The 18,716-nt window shown below is 55.9% G+C and carries 17 protein-coding genes and 1 tRNA gene; 9 read left to right on the top strand and 9 right to left on the bottom strand.

Annotated features, from left to right (window positions below):
* Window positions 1-30: 30 nt before the first annotated feature.
* Both EGO56_RS06220 and rsuA read right to left on the bottom strand, forming a co-directional pair.
* Window positions 31-1,227, bottom strand: a complete 1,197-nt coding sequence (locus EGO56_RS06220) for a Bcr/CflA family multidrug efflux MFS transporter (protein WP_033733311.1) — start codon at window positions 1,225-1,227, stop codon at window positions 31-33.
* A 49-nt stretch (window positions 1,228-1,276) separates the two neighbouring features.
* The gene (gene rsuA, locus EGO56_RS06215; protein WP_033783707.1) at window positions 1,277-1,996 is read right to left on the bottom strand and encodes a 16S rRNA pseudouridine(516) synthase RsuA; all 720 of its coding nucleotides are present in this window, start codon (window positions 1,994-1,996) and stop codon (window positions 1,277-1,279) included.
* Between the two features lie 155 nt (window positions 1,997-2,151).
* Between rsuA and radD the strand changes: the two genes are divergently transcribed.
* Both radD and rplY read left to right on the top strand, forming a co-directional pair.
* Window positions 2,152-3,906, top strand: a complete 1,755-nt coding sequence (gene radD / locus EGO56_RS06210; RefSeq protein ID WP_135908019.1) for a DNA repair helicase RadD — start codon at window positions 2,152-2,154, stop codon at window positions 3,904-3,906.
* Between the two features lie 163 nt (window positions 3,907-4,069).
* A complete protein-coding gene (gene rplY / locus EGO56_RS06205) occupies window positions 4,070-4,354 on the top strand; it encodes a 50S ribosomal protein L25 (protein ID WP_013358540.1) in 285 nt (94 codons plus the stop codon).
* A 344-nt stretch (window positions 4,355-4,698) separates the two neighbouring features.
* Here rplY and yejK read toward each other — a convergent pair whose 3' ends face one another.
* Entirely contained in the window at window positions 4,699-5,703 is a 1,005-nt protein-coding gene (yejK, locus tag EGO56_RS06200; RefSeq protein ID WP_013358541.1) for a nucleoid-associated protein YejK, read from the bottom strand.
* A gap of 158 nt (window positions 5,704-5,861) precedes the next feature.
* Between yejK and EGO56_RS06195 the strand changes: the two genes are divergently transcribed.
* From EGO56_RS06195 to EGO56_RS06175, 5 genes are all read left to right on the top strand, one after another.
* Window positions 5,862-6,089, top strand: coding sequence for a YejL family protein (locus EGO56_RS06195; RefSeq protein ID WP_010248348.1), 228 nt, complete (start codon window positions 5,862-5,864; stop codon window positions 6,087-6,089).
* Between the two features lie 22 nt (window positions 6,090-6,111).
* Complete coding sequence (gene yejM / locus EGO56_RS06190; protein WP_135908017.1) at window positions 6,112-7,866, top strand: LPS biosynthesis-modulating metalloenzyme YejM; 1,755 nt, start codon at window positions 6,112-6,114, stop codon at window positions 7,864-7,866.
* A gap of 73 nt (window positions 7,867-7,939) precedes the next feature.
* Window positions 7,940-8,016, top strand: a tRNA-Pro gene (locus EGO56_RS06185).
* Between the two features lie 439 nt (window positions 8,017-8,455).
* Complete coding sequence (locus tag EGO56_RS06180; RefSeq protein ID WP_003854174.1) at window positions 8,456-8,659, top strand: hypothetical protein; 204 nt, start codon at window positions 8,456-8,458, stop codon at window positions 8,657-8,659.
* A gap of 72 nt (window positions 8,660-8,731) precedes the next feature.
* Window positions 8,732-9,448: a 4'-phosphopantetheinyl transferase family protein gene (locus EGO56_RS06175; RefSeq protein ID WP_135908015.1), complete on the top strand. Its 717-nt coding sequence runs from the start codon at window positions 8,732-8,734 to the stop codon at window positions 9,446-9,448.
* 155 nt (window positions 9,449-9,603) lie between these two features.
* Here EGO56_RS06175 and EGO56_RS06170 read toward each other — a convergent pair whose 3' ends face one another.
* The 3 genes from EGO56_RS06170 to apbE form a co-directional block, all read right to left on the bottom strand.
* On the bottom strand, window positions 9,604-11,256 hold the full coding sequence (locus EGO56_RS06170; RefSeq protein ID WP_135908013.1) for a multidrug ABC transporter permease/ATP-binding protein: 1,653 nt from the start codon (window positions 11,254-11,256) through the stop codon (window positions 9,604-9,606).
* Window positions 11,257-11,351: 95 nt separating this feature from the next.
* Window positions 11,352-11,993 carry a DNA oxidative demethylase AlkB gene (gene alkB / locus EGO56_RS06165; protein WP_135908011.1) on the bottom strand — a complete coding sequence of 214 codons (642 nt, stop codon included), beginning with the start codon at window positions 11,991-11,993 and terminating at the stop codon, window positions 11,352-11,354.
* On the bottom strand, window positions 11,993-13,039 hold the full coding sequence (gene apbE / locus EGO56_RS06160) for an FAD:protein FMN transferase ApbE (protein ID WP_135908009.1): 1,047 nt from the start codon (window positions 13,037-13,039) through the stop codon (window positions 11,993-11,995). Before apbE ends, alkB begins: the two co-directional genes overlap by 1 nt.
* A 172-nt stretch (window positions 13,040-13,211) precedes the next feature.
* On the opposite strand from apbE, the gene EGO56_RS22425 reads away from it, so the two are divergent.
* Together EGO56_RS22425 and EGO56_RS06155 are read left to right on the top strand one after the other, a co-directional pair.
* Entirely contained in the window at window positions 13,212-13,322 is a 111-nt protein-coding gene (locus EGO56_RS22425; protein ID WP_013358547.1) for a hypothetical protein, read from the top strand.
* A 149-nt stretch (window positions 13,323-13,471) separates the two neighbouring features.
* Entirely contained in the window at window positions 13,472-13,666 is a 195-nt protein-coding gene (locus EGO56_RS06155) for a hypothetical protein (protein ID WP_013358548.1), read from the top strand.
* A gap of 26 nt (window positions 13,667-13,692) precedes the next feature.
* Here the strand turns inward: EGO56_RS06155 and ompC are convergent, their stop codons facing one another.
* The 3 genes from ompC to EGO56_RS06140 form a co-directional block, all read right to left on the bottom strand.
* Window positions 13,693-14,805 carry a porin OmpC gene (gene ompC / locus EGO56_RS06150; RefSeq protein WP_135908007.1) on the bottom strand — a complete coding sequence of 371 codons (1,113 nt, stop codon included), beginning with the start codon at window positions 14,803-14,805 and terminating at the stop codon, window positions 13,693-13,695.
* 598 nt (window positions 14,806-15,403) lie between these two features.
* Window positions 15,404-16,573, bottom strand: a complete 1,170-nt coding sequence (locus EGO56_RS06145) for a beta-barrel domain-containing protein (protein ID WP_013358550.1) — start codon at window positions 16,571-16,573, stop codon at window positions 15,404-15,406.
* Window positions 16,570-18,705 carry a type I secretion system permease/ATPase gene (locus EGO56_RS06140; protein WP_135908005.1) on the bottom strand — a complete coding sequence of 712 codons (2,136 nt, stop codon included), beginning with the start codon at window positions 18,703-18,705 and terminating at the stop codon, window positions 16,570-16,572. Before EGO56_RS06140 ends, EGO56_RS06145 begins: the two co-directional genes overlap by 4 nt.
* Window positions 18,706-18,716 lie beyond the last annotated feature (11 nt).

Genomic DNA, 18,716 nt, shown 5'->3' with positions numbered 1-18,716 from the left:
GGACAAGGGCGGGGAAACCACTGCGCCCGATTAACGGGGCGCAGTGCGGGAACGTGAAGCGTAGAAAAAGAGCAGCAGAGAGATTGTTGCGCAGAGTGCGATAGTGCCGACCATCGGCCAGGCGCTGTTAAAACTCACCAGCGACAGCAACGCCCCCACAAACGCGCCGACGCCAAAACGCAGCGTGCCCGCCAGGGACGAGGCCGTGCCCGCCATGTGCGGGAACTCATCCAGAATCACCGCCATCGCATTCGATGAGACCATCGACACGCAGCCGATAAACAGCGCGATCCCCATCACCAGCGGCAGGAAACCGAGGCTGAAAGCGCTGACAAGCAGCAGCCAGATCCCCATGCAGAACTGAATCAGCAGGCCCAGCCGGAACATCGCCACCGGACCAAAGCGGCGCACGGCGCGGCTGTTAATCAGCGTCAGCAGAAACAGAAACACCACGTTAAGGCCAAAGTAGTAGCCAAAGTTTTGCGGTGAGACGTGATTCAGCTCGATGTAAACGAAGGGGCCGGCATTGAGAAAGGTAAAGAGTCCGGCAAAGGAGAAGCCGCTCGCCAGCATATAGCTGAACGCCCGCTTGTGGCGGAACAGCGTCACGAAATTGCCCAGCGTAGTGCGCAGGTGAAACCGCTGTCGCTGCTCCGGCTTCAGGGTTTCGCGGATCTGGGTAGTGACCAGCACGGTCGTCACCAGTGCCGCGCCCGCAAGTGCCCAGAAGATGGCATGCCAGCTCCAGAGCACCAGCAACCAGCCGCCGATAATCGGGGCCAGCAGCGGCGCAATGGTGGTAATCAGCATCACAAAGGACATCATGCGCGAGAAGTCCTCTTTCGAGTAACTGTCACGCATCAGGGCATTGATCACCACACTGGCAGCGGCAGCCGACAGCCCGTGCAGGAAGCGCATCAGAATCAGCTGGTCGATGCTCTGCGACAGCGCACAGGCCGCGGCGGCACAGGCGAAGATCAGGGTGCCGAGTGCAATCACCGGCTTACGCCCATAGCTGTCTGCCAGTGGCCCATAGATAAGCTGGCCAATCGCGAAGCCAAGGATGTAGAGGTTAAGCGACATCTGCACGCTACCGGCTGACACGCCGAACTCACGCGCAATCTGCGGCATCGCAGGCAGATACATGTCGATCGACAATGGCATCAGCATGGCTAACAGACCAAGGATGACAACCAGTCCTGTTGGCGAATTCTTTTCCTTACGCACACCCTCTCCTGCACAAATGAATCAGGTACGGGCCGCCTGGCCCGCCCGGTTATTTTGCCTGCAGCTCTTTTGGCAGACCGATACTGGCGATCTCGTCTTCTGTCAGCGCCCGGTATTCGCCCGGTTCCAGATCGTCGTCCAGCGCAATGTCACCGATACGTTCGCGATGCAGCTCAATGACCCGGTTACCGACGGCGGCAAACATCCGTTTCACCTGGTGATAGCGGCCTTCGCTCAGGGTCAGCCGCACGTCTGTGGGGGTAATCACCTCCAGCTGTGCCGGTTTCGTCAGGTCCTTCTCATTGTGGAGCTGCACGCCCGCGGTAAACTGCGCGGCCGTATCGTCACCGAGCGGCGATTCCAGGGTGACGCGATAGGTTTTCTCGCAGTGATGACGTGGCGAGGTAATGCGGTGTGACCACTGGCCATCATCTGTCAGCAGCACCAGCCCGGTGGTGTCAATATCGAGACGCCCTGCCGCGTGCAGTTTGAATGACATTGGCTCTTCGATGAAATAGAGGATAGTCGGATGATCGGGATCGTCGGTTGAGCAGACGTAGCCCTGCGGTTTGTTCAGCATAAAGTAGCGTGGGCCGGTGAGCATCTGCAGCACGTTGCCGTCGTAGGCGACTTCGTGGTCGGGCAGCAGTTTAAACGCGGTGTCGCGTACCACTTCACCGTTGACGGTGACACGCTGACCACGGATCTCGCGATGAGCGATAGCGCGGCTGATTTCCAGTTGCTGAGAGATGAATTTGTCGAGTCGCATGAATTCGTTTTGCCTGTTACTGCGGAGGGAATCTGAAACGGCCTGGTTAACCGTTGAAAATGTGCGGGAAGTATAACGTGATCCGCGCCAGCCTGACAGCGCGTTTACCGCCCTTTCATGGCATAATTACCACCAGTTTTATAAAAGTGAGCAACATGTCTTTTACCTTACGCCCCTATCAACAGGATGCGGTGAATGCCACCGTGGCGCATTTCCGTCGCCATCAGGAGCCCGCCGTTATTGTGCTGCCAACCGGTGCCGGAAAAAGTCTGGTGATTGCCGAGCTGGCACGGCTGGCGCGTGGCCGGGTGCTGGTGCTGGCGCACGTCAAAGAGCTGGTGGCACAGAACCACAGCAAATATCAGGCTTACGGACTGGAGGCCGATATTTTTGCCGCCGGACTGCAGCGCAAAGAGAGCCAGCGCAAAGTAGTGTTTGGCAGCGTACAGTCGGTGGCACGTAACCTCGACCTGTTCGACAGCGCCTTCTCGCTGGTGATCGTCGATGAGTGCCACCGCATCGGCGATGATAAAGAAAGCCAGTATCAGCAGATCTTCAACCATCTGCGTCAGCACAATCCTCAGCTCCGTTTACTCGGCCTGACCGCCACGCCGTTCCGGCTGGGCAAAGGCTGGATTTATCAGTTCCACTATCACGGCATGGTGCGTGGCGACGAAAAATCGCTGTTCCGCGACTGCATCTATGAGCTGCCGCTGCGCTATATGATCAAGCACCAGTTCCTGGTGCCGCCGGAGCGGCTGGATATGCCGGTGGTGCAGTATGATTTCAGCCGCCTGACGGCACAGTCTAACGGCCTGTTCAGCGAAGCCGATCTGAATCGCGAACTGAAACAGCAGCAGCGCGTAACGCCCCATATCATCCGGCAGATTGTGGAGTTCGCTGAAGATCGGCTGGGGGTGATGATTTTCGCCTCAACGGTAGAGCATGCGCGGGAAATTCTGCAGCTGCTGCCCGATAACAGCGCGCTGGTCTCCGCCGACACCCCCGCCCGCGAGCGTGATGCCCTGATTCTGGCGTTTAAAGCGCAGCAGCTGAAATTCCTGGTGAACGTCGCCGTGCTGACTACCGGTTTTGATGCCCCGCACGTGGATCTGATTGCGATCCTGCGCCCGACCGAGTCGGTGAGCCTCTACCAGCAGATCGTCGGACGCGGGCTGCGGCTCTCGCCCGGTAAAACCGACTGTCTGATTCTGGATTACGCCGGTAACCCGCATGACCTTTTTACGCCCGAAGTCGGCGCGCCTAAAGGTAAGAGCGACAATCAGCCGGTTCAGGTTTTCTGTCCCGCCTGCGGTTTCGCCAATACCTTCTGGGGCAAGGCGACCGCCGATGGCATGGTGATTGAGCATTTTGGCCGACGCTGTCAGGGCGTGCTGGAAGATGATGAGGGTGAGCGCGAACAGTGTGATTTCCGCTTCCGCTTTAAAAGTTGCCCCGACTGCGGCGCAGAGAATGATATTGCCGCCCGGCGCTGTCATCAGTGCGACAAAATTCTGGTCGACCCGGACGATATGCTTAAAGCCGCGCTGAAACTGAAGGATGCGCTGGTGCTGCGCTGTGGCGGCATGACGCTGGAACAGGGCCGCGACGCCAAAGGCGAATGGCTGAAGGCAACTTATCATGATGAGGAAGGCACCAGCGTCAGCGAACGGTTTCGCCTGCAGACACCCGCCCAGCGTAAAGCGTTTGAACAGCTCTTTATGCGCCCGCATCAGCGCGCGCCCGGCGTACCGCTGGGCTGGCAGACCGCCGCTGACGTGCTGGCGTTGCAGCCCCTGCTGCGTCATCCCGACTTTGTCGTCGCGCGTGCTAAAGGCCAGTTCTGGCAGATCCGCGAGAAAATGTTCGATTATCAGGGTCGCTATCGCCGCGCCAATGAGCTGCGTTAATGGATTACGCAGGCGATCCGAAACCCGGCTGGCGGGTATATCGTTTGCTACCACCCGGCATAACGGCTATACTGCCGCCCGCTTTTGCATGTGCATCAGCGGGATTGAATAACCTGCCTGTTACTGGGTCGCCTGTAGCAGGATTAAATAAAGAGATATATTAATGCTCACTATCAATGCAGTAGAACGTAAAGAGCAGGGTAAGGGTGCGAGCCGCCGCCTGCGTACAGCAAACCGTTTCCCGGCCATCATCTACGGTGGTTCTGAAGCGGCTGTTGCCATCGATCTGGATCACGACTCAGTAATGAACCTGCAAGCTAAGCCAGGTTTCTACGACGAAGTTCTGACCCTGTCAGTTGACGGTAAAGAAACTAAAGTGAAAGTTCAGGCTGTTCAGCGTCACCCGTTCAAGCCAAAACTGTTCCACATCGACTTCGTTCGCGCTTAATCGCGAATTACGTTGAAAAATAAAAGGGCCGGTTGAGAAACCGGCCCTTTTATTTTGTCGCTGCCAGCCAAATCATCGCCGTGGGCAGGGAATCAAAGTCGGGCTAAACCCGACTTAGGTTTGATAACGTCTGCATCGGCTTTGCTGAAAGATTGAGCCAGCGAAGAGAACACGGTTAGATCGGAAAGACGCTAATGCCACTCCCTGGCCGCTCGGCCCGCGCCGTCCATGGCGCGGGACGCTTTCCTCCTCTGCCCGTGTTCTCTGCGCAATTATTCGGTTGCGGCCAGTTTAAACCCGATTTGAGATAGTCAGCAGTTTGAGCCTGGCTAAGCCCGGCTTTTTTATTTGCTGCTGGTGCGGCGCTGGAGCTGATCGCGCAGATTAGGCGGTGTGCCCTTAATCGTCAGGGTGTCCGTGGCCGGATCCCAGAAAATGCGTTCACCCAGCAACATCGCATCAAAGTTCAGGGTCAGTCCCCCGCCGCTTCCGGCAAACTTTGTCAGCTGACGCAGCGTGCTGCGATCCGCAGGGAAGCTCTCTTCCAGCTCGTAGCCCTGCTCCTGGGTAAAGGCCTGGAAGGTTTTTTCGCCCAGCGGTGGCAGTTCGCTCGACAGATCCTCCAGCGCAATCTCTTCGCCCGCCTGCAGCTGCTCGTTGCAGTAGCTGTAAACCTGCTGGCGATAGTTCTGCCGCTCCTGCTTGTCCAGTTCCGATTCGTTGCAGTAGTCATCGACCGCCTGCAACAGACCGCGGTTCTGCGCCTTAGTGTCTAATCCCACTTCGGCTCCGAGGAAGTCCATAAAGAAGTCAGCGACCTTACGACCAACGCGGCCGCGCAGGAAGGTCAGGTAACGGGTCGATTCCGGGTTGGTTTCCCATTCGGTTAAGTCGATACGCGCTACGATGTCCGCATGATTGATATCGAGATAATGCGTGCTGCTGATATCCAGCTGCTCATTGACGCGCATGCTGGACTGGCTGTTCAACACCGCAATCAGCAGGTACTCCACCGCCAGATAGCGATAGTGAATAAACAGCACCACGCCGCCTTCCGCAAACGGGTATTTTGCCAGCTCGTCGCGCAGACGACCGGTCGCGGCACGGCTAAAAGCGAGAAAATCATCGTTGCCCTTACGACAATTACGCAGCGCTTCTGCCAGTTCACTCTCAGCGTTGAACAGGCCATAGGCTTTGCTTTTTGCGCTGTAAACCCGGTGTAACTCCTCCACCATCGCGTTGACCGTGTTGGTGGCAGGCAGCAGCGAATCGCGCAGCGCCAGTTCAAGCTGGTTTTCATCGCGTTTGATTAACTGATGCAGGGCAATCTGGTCGATATCCAGACTCATGGTAGACTCTCCTTTTAGCACAGGCGCGTATTCAAACACCGCCAGCATCGGCTTTCAACTCCATGCTGAAAGCGAACGCGGTACTTTCGATAAAATTGCGGTAAAAAGTGCGCTGTTCCGGTAATATATCGCCTTTTGAAATGAGCTTAGACGACGATATGGCACAATCATCACGCTACAGTGACGAACGCGTGGAACAACTCCTCGCGGAAATGGCCCAAATCCTGCACAAGGACAAAGCCCCCACCGACCTCTCCCTGATGGTACTGGGAAATATGGTGACCAACTTAATTAACAGCGATGTCGCTCCGGCGCAACGTCGTTCACTGGCACGCTCTTTCGCCGATGCCCTTCAGGCATCTGTGCGCGACGACAACGCTCATTAATTGGCTGATTTGACTTCATAATATGGTAACCAACCGGCAGCGCTACCGCGAAAAAGTCTCCCAGATGATCAGTTGGGGGCACTGGTTTGCTCTGTTTAATATCTTATTCGCGCTGATTTTAGGCAGTCGCTACCTGTTGGTCGCCGACTGGCCTTCTTCGCTGGCGGGGCGTATCTACGCCTATACCAGCTGGGTTGGCCACTTCAGTTTTGTCGTGTTTGCCGCCTATCTGCTGATTATTTTCCCGCTGACCTTTGTGGTGATGTCGCAGCGGCTGATGCGGGTGTTATCTGCGGTGGTCGCTACTGCCGGGTTAACGCTGGTGATGGTCGACAGTGCGGTCTTCAGCCGTTTCCACCTGCACCTGAATCCGGTGGTGTGGGAGCTGGTCATTAACCCCGATCAGAGCGAGATGGCGCGTGACTGGCAGCTGATGTTTATCAGCGTGCCGCTGATTTTCCTGGTCGAGATGCTGTTTGCGACCTGGAGCTGGCAGAAGCTGCGCAGCCTCAATCGCCGTTCATTTGGTAAACCTGTCGCTGCTCTGTTTATCAGCGCCTTCTTTGCCAGCCACCTGATGTATATCTGGGCCGATGCCAACTTCTATCGCCCGATTACCATGCAGCGTGCCAATCTGCCGCTCTCCTATCCGATGACCGCGCGCCGCTTCCTGGAGCGTCACGGCTTGCTGGATGCGCAGGAGTATCAGCGCCGCCTGGTTCAGCAGGGAGATCCGGAAGCGCTGGCGGTAGAGTATCCGCTGAGCGACATTACGTTCCGTGACGCCGGGACACGCAATAACCTGCTGGTGCTGACCGTCGATGGTCTGAACAACGCCACGCTGGCCAAAGCGCTGCCGCAACTCAATCAATTTGCCAGCGAGAACGTGCGTTTCACGCAGCACTACAGCGCGGGTGATACGCCGGAGAAAGGCTTATTTGGCCTGTTCTACGGTATCTCCTCCAGCTACATGAACGGCATTCTGGCCTCCCGGACGCCGTCTGCCCTGCTGGGTGCATTGAGTACCCAGGGTTATCAGTTTGGCTTGTTCTCCTCAGAAGGCTTTAATCCGCCGCTCTACCGTCAGGCGTTGCTGACCGATTATTCATTGCCTGCCACCAACAGTCAGCCCAACGCCAGCACCGTGGCGCAATGGCAGAACTGGCTGGAGAAACAGAAAGATTCACAGGCGCCCTGGTTCTCATGGATCGCCCTGAACGGCCCTGATGTGACCGGCGACAGTGCCAAAGCGCGTCAGCGCAGCTATCTGCGTCAGGCTCCGGCTGTTGATGAACAGATTCACGCGGTGCTCAGCAGCCTGCAGGCACGTGATTTGCTGAAGAACACCGTCGTGGTGATCACCGCGCAGCGTGGTCTGGCGCTGGATGGCAATCCTGACAGTGCCGGAAACCGCCAGACGTTGCAGGTGCCGTTAGTGATTCACTGGCCTGACACCCCCGCGCAGACGGTTGATCGCCTTTCGGATCATCAGGATGTAATGGCGACGCTGATGCAGCGCCTGCTGCATGTGCGGACCAATCCGGTGAATTACTCGCAGGGTGAAGATCTGTTTGCAGCGCGTCGTCGCCATGACTGGGTCGCCAGCAGCGAAGAGAATAAACTGGTCATTACCACGCCGCAGGTGACGCTGGTGCTCAACAACAACGGCAGCTATCGCGCTTATGATGCGCAGGGCAACGCGCTGAAAGATCACAAGCCAGAGCTGGCATTGCTGTTGCAGGTGCTCACCGAGGAGAAGCGGTTTATCGCTAACTGATTAATTATCAGGCAAATAGTTTGCGGGTATCTTGCATTCATGACGATAACCAGTAGACTTATCTTCCAGTGTTCGGCACGTAGCGCAGCCTGGTAGCGCACGGTCATGGGGTGTCCGGGGTCGGAGGTTCAAATCCTCTCGTGCCGACCAAATTCCCTGAAAAGCAGCCCAAAAGGCTGCTTTTTTCGTTTCTGTCGTCAGACTTTAACTCTCCTCGCGCGTCCAGCAATCCGATCTATACTTAAAAACGAGTGGGTAACAAGAGGAGAGTTTATGACGGTAATTGAAAAAGACGATCCAACCGAAGCACCTGAGTCCGGCGATAAGCAACCTTCCCCGCCAGACGAAAAGTAACCCACAGGGCCGCGTCTGACGCGGCCTTTCTCTGTCGCTGCTTCCCATTGCTTAATATTCAGATTAATCCCGAACGGGGCTAGCATTCCTCATGTAATCATCAGGTTAAAGCTTGCAAGAAAGCCTGATCCGCCTCACAAAAGTAGCCACCCGCTGCGCTTTTTCATCAAACTGAAACAAAAATGTCACAGAAAATAACTACCCTGAACTCCCCAGAAATTGACGGATAATTTTTATGGCGATCAAAGCGAAAAGCCTGAAAGATGCAGAAGCGTTACTTCATTCAGGCATTAGCAAAGTGGAACTGGCGTATGACATTGGCAGCGACGATTTCTTTCGTCTGGCGAGCCACTGGTGCGACCGGGGTGCACGCATCAGCAGGGGTCACCACCATTTCGTTGTTTCTCTTAAAAGTTTTGCCATTCCTCCCAACGACTGATTGCGGCGGGCTGCTTGCCCTGAACCATCGCGCCTGATTAAATGCCTTTTTGGGTTCTGATGATGGTTTCGCATGCGCTATCCCGACCTGCCGCTGCCGCCTGTTGCAGGCGGCTTTATCCTTTCCTGTCATCTTAACCACAGCGATCCTTTGCTGGCGGTGAGTCACTTTGACCCACAAAAATACCATGACGCGCTGGCTGTCGAATGGGGTATTCAACTGCCCACCCGACTGCAGCAGGCGGTCAATAAAAGACGTGCGGAATATCTTGCCAGCCGGTTACTTGCCCGGTCAGTAATGGCAGAACTGGGCATTGATGATTTCATTCTGACTAACGCTCCTGACCGATCCCCCCTCTGGCCTGCCGGCATTCAGGCGTCACTGTCACACAGTAGTGGTGTCGTCGTCGTGGCGGCTACCCATCAGCCCTGCGCCGTTGGCGTTGATGTCGAGCAGTTGATGTCAGAGACCACGGCACAGGAAACGGCAACGCTGCTGATGAACGAGCAGGAACAGCAGCTGTTGCGGACGCTGCCCGTCTCCTTCAGTGCGGCCGCCACCCTGCTCTTCTCGCTCAAAGAGAGCGTATATAAAGCGCTATGGCCACAACTGCATCAGCCGATGGATTTTCTGGATGCGGCACTGGTGTCGGTAGATTTCGCGCAGCAAAGTGCCACGCTGAGGCTGACTCAGCACGTCGGCGAGTATTTTGTGAGAGGGACGTTACTGGAAGCGGACTTTATGTGGCAGGAGAATCAGGTCATCACCCTGGTCACACATCAGCTTTAAAAAACCGGCTAAACAAGAGTATTTAGCCGGGGTAAACACAGACGAAAGAAGACGTTTCAGGATGGCAGAAACCGACGTTTCTGCTGATTGCTAAAGTAGCCTGTCTGACGCGCAGCACGCCAGTGCGCTTTTCTGCTAAGTTTTGCCAGCTGCCGTCAAAGTCCGGTGTCAGTGCGCTTTACCGAGTCGAGCGTGGCGAGGTCGCGCTCATTACCGGTCAGCTCCGTTAACTGGCCTTCGCGCATCTCCAGCAGCCGGTCGGCATGAATGAAGTAATGATCGTCATGGCTGATGGCAAATACCGTTTTACCCGCCTGCTGCAACCACGGCAGCAGCTCGCGATAAAAGATGCGGCGAAAATGGGGATCCTGATCGGCCGCCCACTCATCCAGTAACAGCACATCGCGCTCTTCCGCCACCGCCAGCAGCAGTGCCAGTCGCTTACTCTGCCCTTTAGACAGCCGCAGGTTCAGCACTTTGTTGCCTTCAATCTTCAGTTTGTCCTGCATCTTCAGCCGCTCCAGCCACTGCTGAACCAGCGCCGGATTAGCCGCAACCCCTTCCCGTCCGATTAACCGGTCAAACAGATGCAGGTCGGTAAAGACTGCCGAGAACTGGCTGCGCCACACATCCAGCTCGTCAGCCGTGATCGCTTTACCATCAAGCAGCAGCGTGCCGGACTGCGGCTGATAAAGTCCGGTCAGCAGCATCGCCAGCGTCGATTTTCCGCTGCCGTTGCCGCCAATCAGGAACACCAGTTCCCCCCGGCGCAGCGTCAGGTTAATTGGTCCCACCTGGAAGCCATTATCACCATAGTGGAAAGAGACGTCGCGCAACTCCAGTGTCTGCCAGTCAGAGACGGCGGATGGCGCGTGAAACCCGGGCTGATAAGGCGCGAGGTCAAAGGCGTTGAGCTTACGGAAAGCGACCTGGGCGCTGAGCAACGTCGGTAACGCACCCACCGCCGAGAGCAGCGGCGTGCGTAAGAACAGCAGCGTCAGGGAAAAGGTGGCGGCGACGGCGGTATTAGCCCAGCCCAGGCTGTTAGCCATAAAAAAGACCATGCCGATAGCGCCTAACGTCATGATATTTGACCAGTTAACCGCACTGAGATGGTAAGTATCCGCGCGTACAATGTGGTGACGCCAGGCGCGGGCATCTTCCTGATACACGGTGTCATAGACCTGCTGCGCACGGGAGCGGTTAAGCTGCAGCTCTTTGCGCCCTTCAATCACCGTCTGGTAATCGCGATAGAGGTTATCTTCGATTTCCCGCAGCTTTGCCATGTGCTGATAGACGCGTGAAACCAGCATCCAGCCGCCCACCAGCGTGACACCCAGCCAGAGACTGGTCACCAGCAGCATTTTGGGCGACAGCCAGGCGAGATAAATTGCCGAGCCAAGCGTAATGATGACGCCCTGGAACAGCTCCGGCAGGCGTACAAAGGCCAGCGTAATCGCCCGCACATCGCTCGTCAGTCCCGCCAGCAGCTGCGCACTGCCGAGTTGCTCGATGCGCTCAACCCGGGAATCGAGGATACGCTTAATAAACTCGCCGCGCAGTCGCCAGACAAACTGATGGCCGAGCATCGTCAGCGCCAGCTGCGAGGCCAGCGTCACCGCCATCAGCACCACCAGCTGCAACAGAAACTGCGGCAATACCGCAAAGGAGGTGTTAATGGCGACAATCATTTCGCGATTTATGAAGGCGATCATGCCGATACCCAGCACGGCGCTTAACAACGTCAGCGCAATCACCCCAAGAAAAGGCCAGCGGAACTGGCGAAAAACAACGCTTAACAACGTCATGCAGGCAATCCATCAGCTAAAAACAGCCTGCAGTGTAATGGGATGCCAAATGATAGCAATAGTTATTCTCACCACGCCATGACCGGCGTGGCGGGTCAAAAGGCGCGGCGAAACGTCAGGTTATAACGCCAGGGACCGGCCAGCGGATGAACGCCTGGCTTCAGCGGCAGGATGCCGTGATAACGCAGGCGCGACGGCCCGCCCCACACCACAATATCGCCATGTTCCAGCAGCACACGCTGAGTCGTGTCGCCGCGCTCGAAGCCGCCAAACTGGAAAACCGCAGGCAAGCCCAGCGACACCGAAACGATAGGCTGGCGCAGATCTTTCTCATCTTTATCCTGATGCAGCGTCAGCTTCGCGCCCGGTTCATAACGATTAAGCAGGCAGGCATCCGGATTAAACTCAGGAAATCCTGCCTCTGATGCCGCCTGCTGTGCCAGAGTACGAAACAGCGGCGGCATGGGTGGCCATTGACGTCCGTTGAGGTTGTCCTGCTGCTGATAATTGTAGCCACGTGAATCCACCGACCAGCCAAAATCGCCGCAGTTGGTCATCGCCACCGACATGCGATGGCCGCCGGGCGTAATGCGATGGGCAAACGGGTTCTGTTCCGCAATCGTCATGATCTGCTGATAAAGCGCTTCTGCATCTTCGCGCGCGCGACGCCGCAGGATCACGGCACCGTCAGCCAGCGGCTCCTGCCAGGGTTGCTCTTCACTAAAAAGATCTAACATCAGGGTTCTCCGGATTTGTCGGGGATCAGGAAGGCAGCAAACTGCGGCGACATCCAACTGACAAATTTATCGCCCTGCTTACTGATCAGATAGACCGCCAGATGCTCTTTTATCGCCAGCGCTTTGGCTTTTTCAGTGCCGAGTACCATCAATCCGGTATCCCAGCCGTCGGCTTCCAGTGCCGTAGTGGCGATCACCGTGGCGGAGACCAGTTTATGCTCAATGGGCCGTCCGGTAACGGGATCGATCACGTGAGAAATGCGCTTGCCGTCCAGTTCATAATAGTTGCGATAGCTGCCGGAGGTGCTGATACCGTGTCCCTGCAGATCAACGCGCGCCTGAACCGCATTTTCGCGATCGGTCGGTTTCTGAATTGCTACCCGCCACGGCTGCTGCTGCGCATTCAGACCACGACTCAGCACCGCGCCCCCGACCGACACCAGATAGTTGTTGATGCCGAGCTGCTCCATCAGCCGCGCCAGATGATCGGTAGCGAAGCCTTCGCCCACCGTTGAGAGATCGACATAAAGGTCAGGCAGATCTTTCTGCAGCCACTGCCCGTCTGCACCCTGCACCACCCGCAGATGCTGTAACCCGGTCTGCGCCCGGGCGGCAGCGATCTGTGCCGCATCCGGCGTATGACCTGGCTGTTTCGTCGGCCCAAAACCCCACAGGTTAACCAGTGGCCCGACGGTGATATCCATCGCCCCGCCGGTTTTGCGGCCAATTCGCAGAGAGGTGGTGACAATATCCGCCATATTTTCACTCACCGGCTGCGGTGACAGATCCCGGCTCTGGTTGAAGCGCGATAACACGGAATCGGCTTTCCAGGTTGAGAGTTCGGCATCGTCCGCGTCCAGCCGCTGCTGAATGCGCTGCTGCAGCTCCGCTTTACGTTCGCTCTCTACTCCCGCCAGGCTTACACGCCAGACGGTTCCCATCGTTTTTCCTTCCAGTACCAGTGCGGTTGTTGCCGCTGGCTTATCACAGGCTGCTAACATCAGTGCTAACATCGCTATAAACAGCAGATTAATCTGAGAACGCATCTTACCTCACTTGTAACACTTTATTCAGCTCTGCTACAAAGCATAAACTTCGGGTAAATTAGCTTAAATAGCGTTGAATCTTTTTCTGAATCACGAGAACATTCATCGGTCATCTATCCTGACCCCGCCTCCCGACAGGCGATAAACATTAATTCAAAGTAAGGAGCTACAGATGATTTATGCGATTCTCGTTATTGCCCTGGGTTTGTTTGTTTACGGAAGTTATAAAGTGGTCGAACAGCGTCGTCATCGTCATATGACGCCTTCCCGGCCGCGCCATTAACAGGCCTGGCTGCACCTGATTGGGGCAATGCCTCTCTGACGCGCGCGGCAAGTGTACCAAAACGGGCGCGCCGTCTGTGGCTGTGAGAGCGGTAAAGCTGGCATGAATTCTGCACTGTTGAAACAGTGTTTATCTCTGAGAGGTGCAGAATGAAAAATTCACAGAAGTGGCCAACAGCATGGCATCACTGGCTGAGCTTTTCAGCCTTTACGCTGGCAGGTGTCGCATTTGAAGGTGCACGATTCGGCAGTGTTGTGTCGTCGGTAACAACAGCACCAGAACCCACGAAGTGGCAAAAGGCTGAAGCGCTCAGCCCGGAAGGCGATGCAGGAGCGCAGCGGTAACTGCGCTCCCTGACAACTCAGAACGCTTAGAACTGGTAAACCAGACCCAGTGCCACCACGTCGTCGGTATTGATATTGGCTGCGTCGGTGAACGCGTTATCGTCCAGCAGGTTGATCTGGTAATCAACATAGGTGGACATGTTTTTGTTGAAGTAGTACGTCGCGCCAACATCGATATATTTTTTCAGATTCTGTTTGCCCCAGTTCTGAACATCGGTGCCGCGTGAGGTGACATAGGCCAGGGATGGACGCAGGCCGAAGTCAAACTGATACTGTGCAACCAGTTCCCAGTTATCCGCTTTATCCGCATAGCCATAGGCTTCAGAGTCGCTGCTGCCGAAGCGGGTTGCGTTAAATGAACGTGAGTACATCGCTGCCAGATAGACATTGTTCGCGTCATATTTCAGACCGCCTGTGTACACTTCCGCTTTATCGCCTCGGCCAAGAATACCTGACGTTGCGCTGTTCTGATCGTTGGTACGGTCAGACTGGAAAGCCGCTGCACCAATGCCGAAGCCCTGACCCAGATCATAGGTGGTGTTCAGACCCCAGCCGTCGCCGTTCTGGCCCAGTACGTCACGGCCATTAGGTGATTCGCTGCTGTTGCCATTCTTGCCCTGATACTGGACTGCAAAGTTCCAGCCATCCACCAGACCAAAGAAGTTATTGTTGCGGTAGGTCGCCATACCGTTACCGCGCTGATACATGAAGTTATCCGCGCCATAGGTATCGCCACCAAACTCGGGCAGCACGTCGGTCCATGCGCCGATGTCGTAGGCTACGCCGTAGTTACGACCGTAGTCGAACGAGCCCGCATCCCCAAATTTCACGCCGGCAAAGCCGACACGGGTGAAGCTGTCAGCAGTACCCTGAGACTCGGCGTTATTCAGCGCAGCCTGATATTCCCACTGGCCGTAACCGGTCAGCTCATTGCTGATTTCGGTTTCGCCTTTGAAGCCGAAACGAACGTAGGATTGGTCGCCATCAGAACTGTCGTTATCAGAGAAGTAGTGCAGGCCGTCAACTTTACCGAAGAGATCTAATTTGTTGCCGTCTTTGTTATAGATTTCAGCTGCGTTTGCTGATCCTGCTGCAACCAGCAATGCAGGGATCACCAGGGAGAGAACGCGACGTTTCATTTTATTACCCTCTGTTATGTGCCTTTATTATTTGCCACTGCGAACTGAATGATTAAAAATTCAGCCGGCAGGCCATTGTTGTTTTATAACGGGCAATAATCCACCAGGAAAATGCTACTAAATTCCCAAAAGTGTTTCACAGATCGAAACAGTTATTTCTTAATGTAAATATCGGGGAACTAATAATCAGCACGGATCGATAAAAATCAGCGCACGAATCGTCAATCTCAATTTGTATTCTTTGTTATCAACAGGTTGCATCAGACACTTCTGAAGCACTGAATGATAAAACTTTTGCGGGATCTGGTAATAGAATAGACCCCGCTATCATCATTTATTCCATTATTACCTTCATTCTCCCCGAATGAGATGTACAACTTATTATTTCCCGCCGGACAAATCGTCCGGCATTTTTTTGCCTGAAATTTGCCGTTCCGTTATATCCGCGTAAACTTTCTTAAGCGGGTTAAATTAACTCCGCCTCATTTCCGCACAGAGTGTTAAATTGCGCACGCTTTGCACACGGAATGATGAAATATCCGCCATGTTAATTTATCACCGTAATTAAGCAGGCGGATAGTGGGGAGGGTGCTGATTTTCAGCGCTCGCGCAGCGATTCTTTGACTTTATTCAGCGGTTTAATCAGATAATCCATGACCGATTTCTGACCGGTTTTAATCTCCACGTTGGCCACCATACCCGGCACAATCGGGAATTTTCGTCCGGCACGGTTGGTCAGCTCCGCTTTCTGGGTACGAACGTAAACACGATAGTAATATTGATCGCGTTTTACCTCATCCTGCAGGGTATCGGGCGACACCGTTTCAACTTCGCCGGGCAGGTCGCCATAAATAGAAGAGTCATAGGCGGTCACTTTTACGGTGGCGGCCAGACCGGGGCGGATATAGGCGATATCACGTGGATTGATGCGCGTCTCAATCAGCAGCTGATCCTCCAGCGGCACGATTTCCATCAGCTTACCGCCTGGCTCCAGTACGCCACCAACCGTGGTGACCTGAATATCTTTGACGATGCCGCGTACCGGCGAGTAGAGCGTAGCACGCGTCAGCTGATCCTCTTTGCCCGCAGCAACCTGCAGTTGTGCATCCAGTTCGGCATTGTTTTTCACCTGCTCTTCATGGGCACGCACCAGATAGTCGTTACGCGCCTCATCAATTTTACCGCGCAGATCGCTGACCTGACGGCGCAGACGAATCACCTCGACCTGCCCTGCCGCGCCCTTAGCCACCAGCGGTTCCGTCAGCCGCAATTCATCCTGTACCAGTTTCAGCGACTGCTGCAGGTTACTGATGGTTTCGGTGAGATTACGACGACGCGATTCGTAGAGTTGCCGTTCGCGCGTGACCAGATTCGGCTCCTTCAGGGTTTCGGCGCTGAACGTCAGCGGCGTGCCCGACAACTCCGCCTCAAGCCTTTCGGATGAGGCACGCAGCGTGCGCACTTTGGCCTGCGCTTCGCCGAAGTTGGACTGGAAGCGCGTCGGATCAAGCGTCGCCAGCACCTGCCCTTTCTCAACAATATCGCCCTCATGCACATTCAGCTGTTTGACGATGCCGCCGTCCAGGCTGTCAATCACCTGCGCGCGGCTGGAGGGTGTTACTTTGCCGGTGCCGACAGTCACCTCATCCAGAATGGCGAAGTGCGCCCAGATGAGAAAAATCGCCAGCGCGGCGGTGCAGAGCCAGATAATTGCCGATGTCCGGCGCTCATGACGGGCAAGATCTTTATCAACAATAACCAGACTCATGCAGCATCTCCTTTCCCTGGCGTCGTCGCACGGCGCAGGATCTCGTCACGCGGACCATCGGCCACAATCCGGCCGTTATCCATCACCACAATACGATCAACCATCTTCAGCAGCGCCGGGCGGTGCGTCACCAGCACCAGCGTCCGGCCACTGATCCAGCCCTGTAGCTGACGGATCACATGCTCCTCGAGCTGTTCATCCATGGCCGCGGTCGGTTCATCCAGCAGCACCACCTGCGGCTGCCGCAGGATCATCCGGCTCAGCATCACCATCTGACGCTGCCCGCCTGACAGCCCGCGTCCGCCTTCATTGATAATGCGATCCAGACTGGCGGCATCCTGCTGGACCAGCGACAGCGCGCCGCTGATGCGCAGCGCCTGCAGCATCTCCTGTTCGCTGGCGTGGGGATTACCCAGCATCAGGTTCTGCCGCAACGTGCCAAAAAAGAGACGGGAGTCATGCGACAGCCAGCCGAGCTGACGGCGTAAATCGACAGGATCGATACGCTCAATATCGACGCCATCGACAATCACCTTGCCCTGAGTGGCCTGCGCCTGACCGGCCAGGATCTTCAGTAGCGTTGACTTCCCTGCTCCGACTTTGCCCAGAATGGCAATCTTCTCGCCGGGCTTGATCTGCAGTTGCTGCACGTTGAGCACGTTCTTTTCATTCTCTTCGTCATAGCTGTAATGGACATTGCGCAGATCGTACTGGCCGGTAAGCGTCGGACAGTGCGCCAGTGTCGTGGCTTCAGGCTGATCGAGCGGCTTTTTCAGCAGCTCATCCAGCCCTTTCATCGCCATTTTGGCGTGCTGCCAGCGTGAGAAAACCATGGTCAGCTGCATCAGCGGGGCGATGGTGCGGGACGAGAGCAGGCTACAGGCGACCAGCGTACCGGTGGTGATTTGCGAATCGAGCACCAGATAGACACCAAACACCAGCATCCCCGCATAGGTGAGCTGCTGCACGGTCGACGCCCAGCCGGTAAGGCGTGCGCCCCATAACCGCTGCTGATTGCTGATTGAAGCGCTGACTTCATGAGTCTGTTCCCACTGACGCTGGAAATAGGGTTCTGCCTGAAGCGCCTTGATATCCTCAATCCCTTCGATGGTTTCCACCAGTACCGCATTGCGCAGCGCGCCCTCGCGCAGCCCCTCTTTAGCCAGCCGCGCCATCGGGATCTGCACCAGCAGGCCGGGAATGACGATCAGCGGGATCGCCGCCAGCGGGATCAGCACCAGCCAGCCGCCCACAAACGACATGATAAACAGGAACAGGATGACAAACGGCAGATCGGCTGCTGCACCCACCGTGGTTGACGTCAGCAACTCACGCACCTGGTCGATCTCACGCAACTGCGAAATAAAGGAGCCGGTCGATTTTGGCCGCGCCTCGTTACGGATGCTCATCGCCCGGGCAAACAGCATGGCGGAGACTTTGAGGTCGATGCGTTTGCCCATTAAGTCTGACACCTGAGTTCGCATCAGCCGGATCACATACTCAATGGCTGCGGCGATCAGCACCCCGACAAACAGTACCCACAGCGTGGACTGCGACTGCGCCGGAATCACCCTATCGTAGACCTGCATCGAAAAGAGAATACCGGCCAGCGCCAGCACATTGCTGATCACCGAGGCCAGCGAGATCTCGGTAATACGGCGACCCATGCCACGAAAGTTTTTCCAGAACCAGTGCGGCTCATAGGGCTGAATGAATTCGTCGATACGCGCATCACGGCCACGCGCCGCCACGCCAATCACGCCGACATCGCCCTGCGCGCGCGTCAGCAGTTCTGATAAGGCGCTTTCACGCACCACATCGCCGCCTTCACTGAGCCAGTAGCGTGCGCTGCCGTCAGAATCGATATTCTCCAGCACCGCCACGCTGGCATTTTCCAGCACCAGCACCACCGGGGTGATCTCCTGACGCCAGCGCAGTTTGTTCTGCGGTACCATGGTCAGATGCAGTCCCAGCAGCCCGGAAAGCCGCTCCAGCTGCTGCGACACCGGCAGATGTTCAAACCAGCGCATCTGCTGACGCAGGGTTTTGCCATCGGCAGGTTTACCGAATCGCGCGGCGACACGCAGCATGGCGGCAATCCAGTTATCGGTATTCAGGGTTGATGTACTCATTATTAATGCCT

This window comes from Pantoea vagans (genome assembly GCF_004792415.1).
In the GTDB taxonomy this organism is placed as follows: domain Bacteria; phylum Pseudomonadota; class Gammaproteobacteria; order Enterobacterales; family Enterobacteriaceae; genus Pantoea; species Pantoea vagans.
Note: the sequence above shows the minus strand (reverse complement) of the source record. Positions and strands in the feature narration are given on the sequence as shown.